Source organism: Pseudomonas sp. RHF3.3-3 (assembly GCF_048069595.1).
GTDB lineage: Bacteria > Pseudomonadota > Gammaproteobacteria > Pseudomonadales > Pseudomonadaceae > Aquipseudomonas > Aquipseudomonas fuscovaginae_B.
In genome coordinates, this window is record NZ_CP182250.1 from 2,954,473 (window position 1) to 2,967,429 (window position 12,957).

17 protein-coding genes are annotated in these 12,957 nt (G+C 64.0%); 10 read left to right on the forward strand and 7 right to left on the reverse strand.

Features of this window, described 5'->3' with window-relative positions; all coding sequences use genetic code 11:
• Positions 1–92: 92 nt before the first annotated feature.
• A complete protein-coding gene (locus tag ACMGT0_RS13575; protein WP_054059656.1) occupies positions 93–1,157 on the reverse strand; it encodes an NAD(P)H-dependent flavin oxidoreductase in 1,065 nt (354 codons plus the stop codon).
• A gap of 198 nt (positions 1,158–1,355) precedes the next feature.
• On the opposite strand from ACMGT0_RS13575, the gene ACMGT0_RS13580 reads away from it, so the two are divergent.
• Positions 1,356–1,991 carry a TetR/AcrR family transcriptional regulator gene (locus ACMGT0_RS13580; RefSeq protein WP_416773007.1) on the forward strand — a complete coding sequence of 212 codons (636 nt, stop codon included), beginning with the start codon at positions 1,356–1,358 and terminating at the stop codon, positions 1,989–1,991.
• 47 nt (positions 1,992–2,038) lie between these two features.
• The gene (locus tag ACMGT0_RS13585; protein WP_416773009.1) at positions 2,039–3,022 is read left to right on the forward strand and encodes an MDR family oxidoreductase; all 984 of its coding nucleotides are present in this window, start codon (positions 2,039–2,041) and stop codon (positions 3,020–3,022) included.
• On the opposite strand, the gene alkB is transcribed toward ACMGT0_RS13585, so the two are convergent.
• Genes alkB through ACMGT0_RS13600 form a run of 3 tightly spaced genes read right to left on the reverse strand, consistent with a single transcriptional unit; the run spans position 3,012 to position 4,209 of the window.
• Positions 3,012–3,677, reverse strand: coding sequence for a DNA oxidative demethylase AlkB (gene alkB, locus ACMGT0_RS13590; protein ID WP_054059654.1), 666 nt, complete (start codon positions 3,675–3,677; stop codon positions 3,012–3,014). The two genes, ACMGT0_RS13585 and alkB, sit on opposite strands and share 11 nt — an antisense overlap.
• 31 nt (positions 3,678–3,708) lie before the next feature.
• Positions 3,709–3,870, reverse strand: a complete 162-nt coding sequence (locus tag ACMGT0_RS13595; RefSeq protein ID WP_162491336.1) for a hypothetical protein — start codon at positions 3,868–3,870, stop codon at positions 3,709–3,711.
• A gap of 33 nt (positions 3,871–3,903) precedes the next feature.
• Positions 3,904–4,209 (reverse strand): DUF1883 domain-containing protein, encoded by a 306-nt coding sequence (locus tag ACMGT0_RS13600; protein WP_017906757.1) that lies wholly within the window; start codon positions 4,207–4,209, stop codon positions 3,904–3,906.
• A 211-nt stretch (positions 4,210–4,420) separates the two neighbouring features.
• On the opposite strand from ACMGT0_RS13600, the gene ACMGT0_RS13605 reads away from it, so the two are divergent.
• Positions 4,421–4,780: a hypothetical protein gene (locus ACMGT0_RS13605; RefSeq protein WP_054059653.1), complete on the forward strand. Its 360-nt coding sequence runs from the start codon at positions 4,421–4,423 to the stop codon at positions 4,778–4,780.
• Positions 4,781–4,800: 20 nt separating this feature from the next.
• On the opposite strand, the gene ACMGT0_RS13610 is transcribed toward ACMGT0_RS13605, so the two are convergent.
• Both ACMGT0_RS13610 and ACMGT0_RS13615 read right to left on the reverse strand, forming a co-directional pair.
• Positions 4,801–5,082: a hypothetical protein gene (locus ACMGT0_RS13610; RefSeq protein ID WP_054059652.1), complete on the reverse strand. Its 282-nt coding sequence runs from the start codon at positions 5,080–5,082 to the stop codon at positions 4,801–4,803.
• 19 nt (positions 5,083–5,101) lie between these two features.
• On the reverse strand, positions 5,102–5,278 hold the full coding sequence (locus ACMGT0_RS13615; protein WP_192842751.1) for a hypothetical protein: 177 nt from the start codon (positions 5,276–5,278) through the stop codon (positions 5,102–5,104).
• Between the two features lie 280 nt (positions 5,279–5,558).
• On the opposite strand from ACMGT0_RS13615, the gene galU reads away from it, so the two are divergent.
• The 6 genes from galU to ACMGT0_RS13645 all read left to right on the forward strand — a co-directional run bounded on the left by galU (position 5,559) and on the right by ACMGT0_RS13645 (position 10,600).
• Positions 5,559–6,398, forward strand: coding sequence for a UTP--glucose-1-phosphate uridylyltransferase GalU (galU, locus tag ACMGT0_RS13620; protein ID WP_054059651.1), 840 nt, complete (start codon positions 5,559–5,561; stop codon positions 6,396–6,398).
• Positions 6,399–6,529: 131 nt separating this feature from the next.
• Complete coding sequence (gene gorA, locus ACMGT0_RS13625; RefSeq protein ID WP_054059650.1) at positions 6,530–7,888, forward strand: glutathione-disulfide reductase; 1,359 nt, start codon at positions 6,530–6,532, stop codon at positions 7,886–7,888.
• 2 nt (positions 7,889–7,890) lie between these two features.
• Complete coding sequence (locus ACMGT0_RS13630) at positions 7,891–8,658, forward strand: AraC family transcriptional regulator (RefSeq protein ID WP_416773014.1); 768 nt, start codon at positions 7,891–7,893, stop codon at positions 8,656–8,658.
• Between the two features lie 105 nt (positions 8,659–8,763).
• A complete protein-coding gene (locus ACMGT0_RS13635) occupies positions 8,764–8,937 on the forward strand; it encodes a DUF1427 family protein (RefSeq protein WP_017906538.1) in 174 nt (57 codons plus the stop codon).
• Between the two features lie 34 nt (positions 8,938–8,971).
• Positions 8,972–9,931, forward strand: a complete 960-nt coding sequence (locus ACMGT0_RS13640; protein ID WP_054062591.1) for a quinone oxidoreductase family protein — start codon at positions 8,972–8,974, stop codon at positions 9,929–9,931.
• Positions 9,932–10,141: 210 nt separating this feature from the next.
• The gene (locus ACMGT0_RS13645; RefSeq protein WP_416773016.1) at positions 10,142–10,600 is read left to right on the forward strand and encodes a DUF2214 family protein; all 459 of its coding nucleotides are present in this window, start codon (positions 10,142–10,144) and stop codon (positions 10,598–10,600) included.
• Between the two features lie 10 nt (positions 10,601–10,610).
• On the opposite strand, the gene ACMGT0_RS13650 is transcribed toward ACMGT0_RS13645, so the two are convergent.
• Positions 10,611–11,156 carry a DUF4946 domain-containing protein gene (locus tag ACMGT0_RS13650; RefSeq protein WP_054056452.1) on the reverse strand — a complete coding sequence of 182 codons (546 nt, stop codon included), beginning with the start codon at positions 11,154–11,156 and terminating at the stop codon, positions 10,611–10,613.
• 488 nt (positions 11,157–11,644) lie between these two features.
• On the opposite strand from ACMGT0_RS13650, the gene ACMGT0_RS13655 reads away from it, so the two are divergent.
• Positions 11,645–12,922 carry a serine/threonine transporter gene (locus ACMGT0_RS13655; protein WP_416773018.1) on the forward strand — a complete coding sequence of 426 codons (1,278 nt, stop codon included), beginning with the start codon at positions 11,645–11,647 and terminating at the stop codon, positions 12,920–12,922.
• Positions 12,923–12,957 lie beyond the last annotated feature (35 nt).

Consider the following 12,957-nt stretch of genomic DNA (forward strand, 5'->3'; position numbering starts at 1 on the left):
TAGGACGTGTGCGGCGCCGGCTGGGATGAAACGCTATATAGGGAAATATATAGCGATTTCATGGCCATGGCGAGTGGGCCATCCCCCCACGATCAGCGGCCCTGCAACCTGGCCAGTGCCTGCTGCGCCAGTTGCCGGGTCAGTTCCTCGGCAGGCAATTGCACCCCCAGCCGCAGGGCCTGGCCCGACCACAGGTTGCTGAAGTCCGCCTCGGCCTTGGCCCGCAGGGGCATGAGCGCGCCGCCGGCCAGCGGGAACGCCGGCGCCATGTCGCTGATCGGTCCCAGTTCGCGCATGACCCGGTTCATGATCCCGCGCGCCGGGCGGCCGGTGAACAGGTTGGTCAGGGCCGTCTCGCTTTCCTTGGCGGTGCGCAGCGCCTGGTGGTGAGACGCCGAGACCTTCGCCTCCGGGGTGAACAGGTAGCTGGTGCCCAACTGCGCCGCGCTCGCGCCGAGCATGAAGGCCGCCGCGATGCCCCGTGCATCACCGATGCCGCCGGCGGCGATCACCGGGACCTTCACCGCGTCGACAATCTGCGGAACCAGGGCCATGGTGCCGACCTGGGTGTTGAGGTCGTTGCTCAGGAAAATGCCGCGATGGCCGCCGGCCTCGACCCCCATGGCGATGATCGCGTGGCAGCCGCGTTCCTGCAGCCAGAGGGCTTCATCCACGGTGGTGGCGCAGCCGACGAGGGTCGCGCCGGTGGCCTTGACCCGGTCGAGCATGGGCTGGGGCGGCAGGCCGAAGTGGAAGCTGACGATCTCCGGACGCAGTTCTTCCACCAGTTGGCAACTGCCTTCGTCGAAGGGCGCACGGCTGGACACCGGTGTGGGGGCGTTGAAGTCCAGGCCCTGCTCGCGGTAGTAGGGCGCCAGGCGTTCCTTCCAGCGCTTTTCCCGCTCCGGGTCCGGGGTGGGCATCGGGTGGCAGAAGAAGTTGATGTTCAGGGGAGCCTGGACCGCGCGGCGAAACGCCTCGGTGTGCTGGCGGATCTGTTCGGCGGTCAGCATGGCGGCGGGCAGGGAGGCCAGGCCGCCGGCCCTGGCGACCCCCACCAGCATCGCCAGCGTGGTCACCCCCGCCAGGGGGCCCTGGATGATCGGTTGCTGGATGCCGAACAGCTCAAGCAGACGGGTGTCGGGCCAGTTGCTCATGACGACTTCTCTCCGGGCAGATAAGGGAATGGCGACGGGAACAGCACAGGTTTGTATCAGGAATGCCATCGGCCAGGCCAGTGACTTCTGCGCCTGAGCAGGCTCGGTAGCGTTGCGAAAGCCTCGGCCTGGTCGATCGAGCCGATATCACGACCCGGGTCGGATGCATTTTTGAGACGATCGGTCTATATTGTTCCCATGACGACCCGCAACGTTGTGCCACGCAAGCCCGGCCGCCCGCCGAAGGTGCCTCGGGAACACCAGCAGACCCGCGAGCTGCTGGTGCGCTGTGGCACGGAAATCCTCACCGAACAAGGCTTCATGAGCACCGGTATCGATGTCGTGCTCAAGCGGGTCGGGGTGCCCAAGGGCTCGTTCTATCACTACTTCCACAGCAAGGAAGCGTTTGGCCAGGCGGTGCTGGCCAATTACGCCGGCTACTTCGCGCGCAAGCTCGACCGCTGGTTTTTGGACGAATCGCTGTCGCCCTTGCAGCGTCTGCGCGGTTTCGTCGATGAGGCCAAGGCCGGCATGGCCCGACACGCTTTTCGCCGCGGCTGCCTGGTGGGCAACCTGGGCCAGGAAGTGACCCAATTGCCGGACAGCTACCGTGAGCATTTGGAGGCGGTGCTGCGCAGTTGGGAGCAGCGCCTGAGCGTTTGCCTGCAGGCGGCGCAACAGGCCGGTGAGCTGGCGGTGACCGCCGATTGTCCGGCCCTGGCGAGTTTCTTCTGGATCGGCTGGGAAGGCGCGGTACTGCGGGCCCGGCTGGTGGGAAGCGAGGCTCCGCTGGAGACCTTCATGCAGGGGTTCATGGGCAGCCTGGCGCGGTAGTTTTTTCAGGACTATTTCTAGACGATCGGTCTAAATTGGAGGTGAGCATGTTCAGCGGCATCCTGATCGAAAAGGACGAAAGCGGTTACCGGGCCAATCTGGCCTCTCTCGACGAAACACAATTGCCGCCAGGCGATGTGACGGTGCGGGTGGCCTACAGCACCCTGAACTTCAAGGACGGGTTGGCGATCACCGGGGCCAGCCCGGTGGTGCGCAGTTTCCCCATGGTGCCGGGCATCGACCTGGTGGGGACGGTGGAGCACAGCAGTCATGCCGACTATCAGGCCGGCGACTGGGTGCTGCTCAATGGCTGGGGTGTCGGCGAAGGGCATTGGGGCGGCCTGGCGCAGAAGGCCCGGCTCAGCGGCGACTGGCTGATCCCGCTGCCCAGGGGTTTTACCCCGGCGCAGAGCATGGCCGTCGGCACCGCCGGCTACACCGCGATGCTCAGTATCCTGGCGCTGGAGCGCAATGGCCTGACGCCGGACCAGGGCGAAGTGCTGGTGACCGGCGCCAACGGTGGTGTCGGCAGCTTTGCCGTGGCGCTGCTGGCCCGGCTCGGTTATCGGGTGGTGGCCTCGACCGGGCGCACCTGCGAGCATGATTATCTGCAACGGCTGGGCGCCGCCGAGATCATCGATCGCCAGACCCTGTCGCAACCGGGCAAGCCGCTGGCGAAGGAACGCTGGGCCGCCGCCATCGATTCGGTGGGCAGCCATACCCTGGCCAATGTCTGTGCGAGCACCCGCGCCAATGGCACCGTCGCCGCCTGCGGCCTGGCCCAGGGCATGGACTTTCCGGCAACGGTGGCGCCGTTCATCCTGCGTGGCGTGACCCTGGCCGGGATCAACAGCGTGACCCAGCCCAGGGCGCAGCGCATCCTGGCCTGGGAGCGCCTGGCAAGTGACCTCGATCTCCAGCAACTGGCATTGATCAGTCACGAAATCGGTCTGCAGGAAGCCCTGGAGGTCGCGCCGCGCCTACTCGCCGGGCACGTGCGTGGACGAGTGGTGGTGGACGTCAACCGTTGAGGGCGGCACGGCGCAGGGTGAAGTTGATGCGCTGGGCCCCCAGTACTGGATGGTGACCGTCCTTGACCGGCAGGATGCCGTGAAAGCGCAGGCGGTCGACGCCACCCCAGACCACCACATCGCCGTGCAGCAGCGGGATGCGCTGGCTCCTGTCGGCGCGTTCGTGGCCGCCGAACAGGAACATCGCCGGCAGCCCCAGCGAGACCGAGACCACCGGGGCGCCGAGATCGCGCTCGTTGCGGTCCTGATGCAGGGACATCTTCGCTCCCGGCACGTAACGGTTGATCAGGCAGGCATCGGGTTCGAAGTCTTCGAAACCCGCTGCCCTGGCGGCGTCGACGGCCAACTGCCGAATCACCTCGGGCATCGCCGGCCAGGGCTGGCCGCTTTGCGGGTCGACGGCGCTGTAGCGATAGCCGTCGCGGTCACTGGTCCAGCCCCAACGGCCACAACTGCTCAGGCTGGCCGACATGGTGAAGCCGCCGGGGGTGACCATCTGCCGAAGCGGCGCCTGGCGCAACACCTCGCGCAGGGCCGGGAGCAGTTGCTCGATCCGGGGCAGGGCAAAGCCGCGCAGCACCCACGATTGCTCGCCGATCCGCTCGTGGCGTTCGGGTTGGCGCAGTTCGTCGTCGGCAAACAGATCAAGGGTCATGCGCTGCTCGCGGCATTGTCCGGCGCGGCGCTTACAGCGCCTTGCTGACTTTCACGTCGGCAATCACATCGTCCTTGCCATGCACGGCTTCCAGCGCGGCACGGGCCTCGGCCTCTGTGCCGTTCTCCAACTGGGCGAACTCGAAACGGCGTTCACCGTTGAGGGTGTACTTGATGACGTATTTGGTAGTCACGGTCATTCCACTCACTAAAAGGAAAGGGGAGATTCAGCGCAGCTTCGAGGCGGAGCGACGGATGATGCGGATCGAATGCTTGAGGTTCGGCTTGCGGGTGACGCTGATGGCGCGCTTGGTCACCACGGTGTCCAGGGTGATGTTCCAGAAACCGGTGCTGGGCACGGTGATCCGGGCCGGGAAGGTGTCGAAGGCGCCGCCGTGGTAGGTGTGGCGGCCGCCGTTCTTGAAGCTGCGGAAGTTGGCGTCGCTCATCAGGCGGATGTTGCAGGTCTGGGAGCATTCGATCACGACGATGTCGTCTTCGTTGAGGTGCTCGCGCTGGTGGATGAATTTCATGACCGCCTCCAGAAGGCTTTTTCTACAAAATCAAAAAGATAGCATGTGGCGCAGCCTGGTTTTATCGCTGCGATGGATGGATTCTGCGGGTAGGGTGACAAGTCTGACGGATTACACCGGCTTGTCGCCATAAAAGTTGGATTAAATTCCTCTTCGCAACGGAGAAAAATCGCATTGATGCTGTCGGAGCGTCTTTATTGGAGGGTTTTTCATGAAGTGGGGCGCTTGGGTCGCTGCGATGTTGGCGTTGGGCGGATGTGCAAGTGTTTCGGAAATCCAGCAGACACCGCCGACGCTGAATGTGATTTCGGGCAAGAAGCCCAATGAATATGCCAACTGTGTGGACACGATTCTGAACAAGAGCCGCGGTCCTTCGTTGCTGACCCCGCACAAGAGCGGGATCAGGATGGTGGTGCGCGATCGTCTGTCGAGTTCGCCGGCGGCCCTGCTCGATATCGAGGAGCGTTCGGGGGGCAGCAGCATCCGCCTCTATGAAAGCATGTCGAACAACCCGCTGCGTTCCAGCGCGGTGCTCGATGCGGCGACCCGCTGCATTTCAGGCCAGCCCTGAGGCCGGCCCGCCCACGCCGGTCACTTGCAGATCACGACCACGGTGCGGCTCTTGAAGTTGCCGACGTCCACGCCCAGGGTCTTGTCGCTTTCCTTCGGCTGCGGCGTGCCATCGGTGCCGACGATGGTGTAGCCGGTACCCGCGCAGGAGTCATCGGCCTTTTCGTAGCATTTGGCCCAGGACATCGCTTCGCCGGAGCAATCGATTTCCAGGCCTTGCTGGCCGTTGTCCAGGTAGGTTTTGGAGGCCGTTGCGCATCCCGCCAGGGCCAGTACCGCGAGCAATGCCAGAAAACCCTTCATGTCGTTCAGCCCTTTATTTTTAGCGGCGCTTGGCCGTTGGGGCGGGGGTATCCTCGAACACCGAGGCCACTTCACTGGCCAGGGCCTCGGTCGCGAACGGCCCGGCAATCTGCTCGCCGTCGACACCGGCCACCCACCATTGGCCATCGGTGGCCTGGGTAATCAGGTAACCGTTCACTTTCTTCGCTGCCGACATCGCTTCGTCTCACTGGTTGGGGAAATGTCACGATGATAGCGCAGAACCCGGCGCGAGCCGCTATCAGCAGCTAGAATCAGGGTTTTGAAGGTGGGGCAGGAGGGGCTCATCAGTCGCCTCGAATACCGGGCGTCAGACTATTTGTCGATGCCTTGGAACTATCTGCCGTCGTTTTTCTCTATGTTGGCGTCAGGATGCTATCAGCGGGGCATTGTAAGGTGACCGCCGCCTGATTAGACTGCGCCGAAACTCGTACACACCGCCCTTTTTAAGGACTCATATGATCAAGAAATGCTTGTTCCCAGCAGCCGGTTACGGTACTCGCTTCCTGCCAGCGACTAAGGCCATGCCCAAAGAAATGCTGCCGGTGGTGAACAAGCCACTGATCCAGTACGGCGTCGAAGAAGCGCTGGACGCTGGCTTGAACGAGATCTCGATCGTCACCGGCCGCGGCAAGCGCGCGCTGGAAGACCACTTCGACATCAGCTACGAGTTGGAAAACCAGATCAAGGGCACCGACAAGGAGAAATACCTGGTCGGTATCCGCCGCCTGCTGGACGAGTGCTCGTTCTCCTACACCCGCCAGACCGAAATGAAAGGCCTGGGCCACGCCATTCTGACCGGTCGTCCGCTGATCGGCGACGAGCCGTTCGCGGTAGTGCTGGCGGACGACCTGTGCGTCAACCTGGAAGGCGACGGCGTCCTCAAGCAGATGGTCAAGCTGTACAAGCAGTACCGCTGCACCATCGTGGCGATCATGGAAGTCGACCCGCAGGAAACCAGCAAGTACGGTGTGATCGCCGGCGACCTGATCGGTGATGACCTGTACCGCGTACGCAACATGGTCGAGAAGCCAAAACCTGAAGATGCGCCGTCGAACCTGGCGATCATCGGTCGCTACATCATGACGCCGGACATCTTCAACCTGATCGAGCAGACCGAACCGGGCAAGGGGGGCGAGATCCAGATCACCGACGCCCTGATGAAGCAGGCCCAGGACGGTTGTGTGATTGCCTACAAGTTCAAGGGCAAGCGTTTCGACTGCGGTGGCGCCGAAGGCTATATCGACGCGACCAACTTCTGCTTCGAGAACTTCTACAAGACTGGCAAGGCCTACTAAGCGCCTTCAGCTTCGTAGCGTTCCAGAAAAAGCCACCTTCGGGTGGCTTTTTTGTTATGCGCCCTTATGTAATGGCTAACTGACCTGAGAGGCTACAGCGAGTATGCTGTGTGCCTGCCGAGGAGATAGACATGGCCTACGATTTTGATCTGTTTGTGATTGGCGCCGGTTCCGGCGGTGTGCGGGCGGCGCGGTTTGCCGCCGGTTTCGGAGCCAAGGTGGCGGTGGTCGAAAGCCGCTACCTGGGCGGCACCTGCGTGAACGTCGGTTGCGTACCCAAGAAGCTGCTGGTCTACGGATCGCACTTCGCCGAGGATTTCGAGCAGGCCAAGGGTTTTGGCTGGTCCCTGGGCGAAGCGAACTTCGACTGGGCGACCCTGATCGCCAACAAGGACAAGGAAATCAACCGCCTCAACGGCATTTATCGCAACCTGCTGGTCAACAGCGGCGTCACCCTGCTCGAAGGCCATGGCAAGCTGGTCGACCCGCATCAGGTCGAGGTCAACGGCCAGCGCTACAGCGCCAAACACATCCTGATCGCCACTGGCGGCTGGCCACAGATCCCCGACATTCCGGGGCATGAGCACGCCATCAGTTCCAACGAGGCGTTTTTCCTCAAGGCACTGCCCAAGCGCATCCTGGTGGTGGGTGGCGGCTACATCGCCGTGGAGTTCGCCGGCATCTTCAACGGCCTGGGCGCCGAGACCCAGCTGCTGTATCGCGGCGACCTGTTCCTGCGCGGCTTCGATGGCGCGGTGCGCAAGCACCTGGCCGAGGAACTGACCAAGCAGGGCCTGACGCTGCAGTTCAACAGCGATATCGAACGTATCGACAAGCAGGCCGATGGCAGCCTCAAGGCCACCCTCAAGGACGGTCGCGAGCTGGTGGCCGACTGTATTTTCTACGCCACCGGGCGGCGTCCGATGCTGGACAACCTGGGCCTGGAAAACACCGGGGTGAAACTGGACAAGAAGGGTTTCATCCAGGTCGACGAGCAGTACCAGACCAGCGAACCGTCGATCCTCGCCCTGGGCGACGTGATCGGCCGTGTGCAATTGACGCCGGTGGCCCTGGCTGAAGGGATGGCCGTCGCCCGGCGGCTGTTCAAGCCCGAGCAGTATCGCCCGGTCGATTACAAGCTGATCCCCACCGCCGTGTTCAGCCAGCCGAACATCGGTACCGTCGGCCTGACCGAGGAGCAGGCGCGGGAGCAGGGCCATGAGGTGACGATCTTCGAGAGCCGCTTCCGGCCGATGAAGCTGACCCTGACCGATTGCCAGGAGAAAACCCTGATGAAACTGGTGGTGGATGCCCGTAGCGACAAGGTCCTGGGTTGCCACATGGTCGGACCGGACGCTGGCGAGATCATTCAGGGGCTGGGGATTGCGCTGAAGGCCGGGGCGACCAAGCGTGACTTCGACGAAACCATCGGCGTGCACCCGACGGCGGCCGAAGAATTCGTCACCCTGCGTACGCCTGTCGCGGGCTGACCATGGCCCTGGCCGCGCCGCCCGACCTGAGTGACACCGACCGGCCGGTGCAACCGCTGGCACGGACCTACCCGCGGGGCTTGTTCATCGAGCCCCACGAGCATGCCTGGGGGCAGTTGCTGTATGCGATGTCCGGGGTGATGTGGGTCGAGACGCCCCATGAGGCCCTGGCGGTGCCGCCGCAGCGGGCAGTCTGGCTGCCGCCGGGCGTCTCCCACGGGATCCGGGTGGTGTCGGACCTGCAGATGCGCAACATCTACCTGCGTCCGGCCCTGGCCGCGACGCTGGAAAGCACGGTGCAGGTGATCGAGGTCGGCGGCCTGCTGCGCGAATTGATCATCGGCCTGGTGGCGCAGGCCGACGAGACCCAGGGCGAGTACTACGACGCACTGACCCGCCTGGCCCTGCTGGAGCTGCGGCGGGCGCGGCGTTCGATGTTGAAGATCGCCCTGCCTTCCGGCAGCGACCGGCGCCTGCTGACGGTGTGCCAGGCGGTGATGAGTGCCCCGTCGCTGGCGATTTCCTTCGACCAGCATGCCGAGACCGCCGGGGCCAGCGTGCGCACCCTGGCGCGGTTGTTCCAGGCGGAACTGGGCATGGGCTTCGCCGAATGGCGGCGCCAGGTGCAGTTGGCGACCGCAGTGGCCGAGCTGATCCAGGGCGTACCGGTCAGCCGCATCGCCCGGTCGCTGGGGTATTCGCCCAGCAGCTTCAGCGACATGTTCCGTCGGGCCCTGGGCATCTCGCCCTCGCATTACCCGGTGAACTGAACCCCTTTCTCCCTCGCTTGACCGATATCCAGAAGCCTTTGGCCGACAGCCCGTGTTTGTCGGCCATAAACTGCAGGCATTCCCTTTCGGAGCCTGGATTTCATCATGAGCTACCTGATTTCTCTCGTTATCGGTCTTGCCGTCGGGCTGCTGTACGGCGGGCTCGATTTCCGTTCCCCGGCGCCTCCCGCGGTGGCCCTGGTGGGCTTGCTCGGCATGCAGTTGGGCGAGAAGGCCTGGCCGCTGGGCAAGCAACTGGTGGCTGGCTGGTTGTCCTGAACCCCTTTCCGTTCCCTATCTGGATACGCACTCCATGAAAGCTCTGCAATTTTCGAAAACCGGTGATCTTTGCGCCCTGCAATGGGTCGACCTGCCCATGCCCGTGCCCGCCGCCGGCGAGGTGCTGGTACAGGTCAAGGCTGCCGGCCTGAACCCCAGCGATGTGAAGAACGTACTGGGTCGTTTTTCCTACACCACCTTGCCGCGGGTACCCGGGCGGGACTTCGCCGGAGTGGTGGTCGAGGGCCCGCAGGCGCTGCTCGGCCAGGAAGTCTGGGGCACCGGCAAGGAGCTGGGCTTCACCGGCGACGGTTCCCATGCGCAGTACCTGACCCTGCCGGCCGAGGGGGTGGCGCGCAAGCCGGCGCATTTGAGCTTTGCCCAGGCGGCCAGCCTCGGTGTGCCGTACACCACCGCCTGGGATGCCCTGGAGCGTAGCCTGGTGAAGGCCGGGACCCGGCTGCTGGTCATCGGCGCCAATGGCGCGGTCGGCAGTGCGGCGATCGCCCTGGCGAAGATCCGTGGGGCGCAGGTGCTGGCGGCAGTCCGTCGGCCGGAGCAGGCCCTGGCGTTGCAGGCGCGGGGGTTCGAGACGGTCGTGCTGGGCCAGCCCGAAGACCTGGCAGCCTCGGTCAATGGCGTGTTCCCCGGAGGGGCCGAGGTGATCTTCGATACCACCGGCTTCTGGCTGCCGGCGGCGGTCGGTGCCTTGGCGACATTCGGCCGTATCGCGATCATCGCCGCACCGGTCGACGGGCATGTGCAATTGCCGGCGCTGGCGCTGTATCGCAAGGGGGGCTCGGTGGTCGGGATCAATTCGCTGCTCTATGGCACTGCGGCCTGCGCGCGGATGCTCGAACAGTTCGGGCGTTTCTTCGATGAGGGGCTGCTGGAGCTGCCGTCGGGCTTGCGCGAATCGCCGCTGGCCGAAGGGCCGACGCGCTATGCCGAGGTCAACCAGGGCAGCAGCGAGAAGGTGATTCTGTTGCCTTGAGATGATGGAGTCGTACACCGAAATGCGTACGAAGGACCCGCTGTAGGAGCAGGGCTTGCCCGCGAAGAGGCCCTTGAGGTCGCTGAAAGCTTCGCGGGCAAGTCGGATCGCCGCACCGCCGGCTCCTACAGGCGCTCATCAGCAGGAAGTCATCGGCAGAGATCGGGGGAGTGAGCTACAACTGTGGTGTCCAACAATGGAGACACCACCATGCTCGTCCACTGGTTCCTGGCCGCTCTTCACCTCCTGGCCTACGGCATTGCCCTGGCCGCCGTGTTCGGTCGGGGTGGTGCCTTGTTGCGTCTTGGCGGCAGCGCTGCGACCGATCTGCGCCCGGTCTTCGTCTGGGACAACCTGTGGGGGATCAGTGCCGCGGTGCTGCTGATCACCGGCGGCCTGCGCGCCTTCGGCGGTTTCGAGAAGGGCAGTGACTATTACCTGCACCAGCCGCTGTTTCACCTCAAGCTGACGCTGTTCGTGATTGTCCTGCTGCTGGAGCTGGCACCGATGATCAGCCTGATCAAGTGGCGCATCGCGCAGAAGAAGGGCGCCTATATCGACATTGGCCGGGCCCGGCTGTTCGCCCGGCTCAGCCATGTCGAGGCGCTGCTGATCATGCTGATCGTGATCGCCGCCAGTGGCATGGCCCGAGGCTTCCTGGCCGGTTGAAGGCCGTGGTTCAGGGCTCCAGGTGCAGGCTGGCGCGGATGCCATTGACGGTCGCTTCCTGGGCCTTGTAGCCATCCGCGGAGCCGGCGTACAGCAGGGAGTACGCCTTGCCCTCACGCGCCGCGGCCACCAGGGTCTGGGTCATCACGTGGCCGCCGTTCTGGGTGATGGTGCAGGTGGTTTCCACCGCTGGCATGCCGCCCAGGGTGCTGTCGTGGATGCGGTTGCAGACGCTCATGAAACCGCGCTCGACGAAGTTCTTCTGGACCGCCTTGCGCATTTCCAGCAGCACGCCGGGCAGGTTGACCTGATGCCCGGGCGTGAGGGCGGACTGGGTCAGTTCCATGACCATCAGCGGGTCGCCGTTGGCATCGTTCTTCACCGCACGCTGGCGCAGACCGCTGATCACCTCGCCCACGGCGTTTTGCGCGGGTGGCAGGGTCTGCACTTCCCAGTCGCCTGGCCAGGTGATCATCAGGTCATCGGCGAGGGCGGACGAGCCGCCCAGCAGCAGGAGCAGGGCGGTGAAACAGACACGACATTGCACTGGGATCATGGAGGGTACTGGCAAGGGAGGATGAAATGGGTTGTTACAGTGTATCAATAGTTGGGCGCCACAGGCCGATTCTTCTGCGGGGCCGGGTGGGGAGAGCGCCTTCGGGTGCCCGACGGGGCGCGCCCCTGGGTATTTTTATCGGAATTTCCATTTTTCCTGCTGAATCAGCAACTTAATCCGAACCCGCCGTTGAGCGCCAGGGTGGATCCAGGCTCCATGCGCGATTGCGTGGGCTATTGCCGGCAAGTTCAAGGAACGTACGGCTTTTCAGCGCTGTGACGACAGGTCGCAACCAGGGCGTACAGGCCGTCAGGCAACGGCACAGACGCCCCCGGAAACCCCGGCACAGGCAACCGTTGCTCAGCTAGCCCTTTGCTTCTCAAGCGTTATCCCGGACAATCGCGCCCCTCTTATGGCCGGGGCGCTGCCAATAAGCTGTTTTCCGCCCCGGTCGCGTGGTAATGACCGGCTAACGGAGACTCGACCGGATGAATGACCAGGCCAACAGCGTCGACCAACGCTATGAATCGGCTCCCGCTGCACTGAGCGGCTGGAGCCGCCACGACACCACCTGGATGCTGGGCCTGTTCGGCACGGCGATCGGCGCCGGAACCCTGTTCCTGCCGATCAATGCGGGGCTGGGCGGCTTCTGGCCGCTGCTGATCCTGGCGTTGCTGGCGTTTCCGATGACGTTCTACGCGCACCGCGGCCTGACCCGCTTCGTGCTCTCCGGGCGCGATGGTTCGGACATCACCGAAGTGGTCGAGGAGCATTTCGGCCTGACCGCCGGTGCGCTGATCACCCTGCTGTACTTCTTCGCGATCTTCCCGATCCTGCTGATCTACAGCGTCGCCCTGACCAACACCGTGGGCAGCTTCCTCGAACACCAGTTGCACATCGCGCCGCCGCCGCGGGCGATCCTGTCCCTGGCGCTGATCCTCGGCCTGCTGGCGGTGGTACGGTGTGGTGAGCAACTGATCGTCAAGGCGATGAGCATGCTGGTCTATCCGTTCATCGTCGCCCTGGCGCTTCTGGCGGTGTACCTGATCCCGCACTGGAACGGCGGTATTCTCGCCACCGCCAGCAGCCTGCCGGAGCCGTCGGCACTGCTGCACACGCTGTGGCTGGCGATTCCGGTGATGGTGTTCTCGTTCAACCACTCGCCGATCATCTCGGCCTTCGCCGTGGACCAGAAGCGCCGTTACTGGGCGCACGCCGAAGAGCGCAGCAGCCAGATCCTGTCCCGCGCCCACCTGCTGATGGTGGTGATGGTGCTGTTCTTCGTGTTCAGTTGCGTGCTGACCCTGTCGCCGGCCCAACTGGCCGAAGCCAAGGCGCAGAACCTGTCGATCCTGTCGTACCTGGCCAACCATTTCAGCAACCCGACCATCGCCTTCGCCGCGCCGCTGATTGCCTTCGTGGCGATCGCCAAGTCGTTCCTGGGCCATTACATCGGTGCCAGTGAAGGACTCAAGGGCCTGATCATCAAGAGCGGCCGCAAGCCCGGTGCCAAGGCCCTGGACCGCATGACGGCGGCCTTCATGCTGGTGGTCTGCTGGCTGGTGGCAACGCTGAACCCGAGCATCCTGGGCATGATCGAGACCCTGGGTGGGCCGATCATCGCCGCGTTGCTGTTCCTGATGCCGATGTATGCGATCCGCCGCGTTCCCTCGATGCGTCAGTACTCGGGCAAGCTGTCCAACGTGTTCGTCACGCTGGTCGGTCTGGTATCGATTTCGGCGCTGATCTACTCGCTGGCCTCCTGATCCAACACCCCCTTCAGGAGACGGTCGCTGGCGAT

Bases quoted from the DNA above. Each gene is read 5' to 3' on its own strand.
- ACMGT0_RS13575 (WP_054059656.1), bottom strand. From the start codon at position 1,157: ATGAGCAACTGGCCCGACACCCGTCTGCTTGAGCTGTTCGGCATCCAG.
- ACMGT0_RS13580 (WP_416773007.1), top strand. From the start codon at position 1,356: ATGACGACCCGCAACGTTGTGCCACGCAAGCCCGGCCGCCCGCCGAAG.
- ACMGT0_RS13585 (WP_416773009.1), top strand. From the start codon at position 2,039: ATGTTCAGCGGCATCCTGATCGAAAAGGACGAAAGCGGTTACCGGGCC.
- alkB (WP_054059654.1), bottom strand. From the start codon at position 3,677: ATGACCCTTGATCTGTTTGCCGACGACGAACTGCGCCAACCCGAACGC.
- ACMGT0_RS13600 (WP_017906757.1), bottom strand. From the start codon at position 4,209: ATGAAATTCATCCACCAGCGCGAGCACCTCAACGAAGACGACATCGTC.
- ACMGT0_RS13605 (WP_054059653.1), top strand. From the start codon at position 4,421: ATGAAGTGGGGCGCTTGGGTCGCTGCGATGTTGGCGTTGGGCGGATGT.
- ACMGT0_RS13610 (WP_054059652.1), bottom strand. From the start codon at position 5,082: ATGAAGGGTTTTCTGGCATTGCTCGCGGTACTGGCCCTGGCGGGATGC.
- ACMGT0_RS13615 (WP_192842751.1), bottom strand. From the start codon at position 5,278: ATGTCGGCAGCGAAGAAAGTGAACGGTTACCTGATTACCCAGGCCACC.
- galU (WP_054059651.1), top strand. From the start codon at position 5,559: ATGATCAAGAAATGCTTGTTCCCAGCAGCCGGTTACGGTACTCGCTTC.
- gorA (WP_054059650.1), top strand. From the start codon at position 6,530: ATGGCCTACGATTTTGATCTGTTTGTGATTGGCGCCGGTTCCGGCGGT.
- ACMGT0_RS13630 (WP_416773014.1), top strand. From the start codon at position 7,891: ATGGCCCTGGCCGCGCCGCCCGACCTGAGTGACACCGACCGGCCGGTG.
- ACMGT0_RS13635 (WP_017906538.1), top strand. From the start codon at position 8,764: ATGAGCTACCTGATTTCTCTCGTTATCGGTCTTGCCGTCGGGCTGCTG.
- ACMGT0_RS13640 (WP_054062591.1), top strand. From the start codon at position 8,972: ATGAAAGCTCTGCAATTTTCGAAAACCGGTGATCTTTGCGCCCTGCAA.
- ACMGT0_RS13645 (WP_416773016.1), top strand. From the start codon at position 10,142: ATGCTCGTCCACTGGTTCCTGGCCGCTCTTCACCTCCTGGCCTACGGC.
- ACMGT0_RS13650 (WP_054056452.1), bottom strand. From the start codon at position 11,156: ATGATCCCAGTGCAATGTCGTGTCTGTTTCACCGCCCTGCTCCTGCTG.
- ACMGT0_RS13655 (WP_416773018.1), top strand. From the start codon at position 11,645: ATGAATGACCAGGCCAACAGCGTCGACCAACGCTATGAATCGGCTCCC.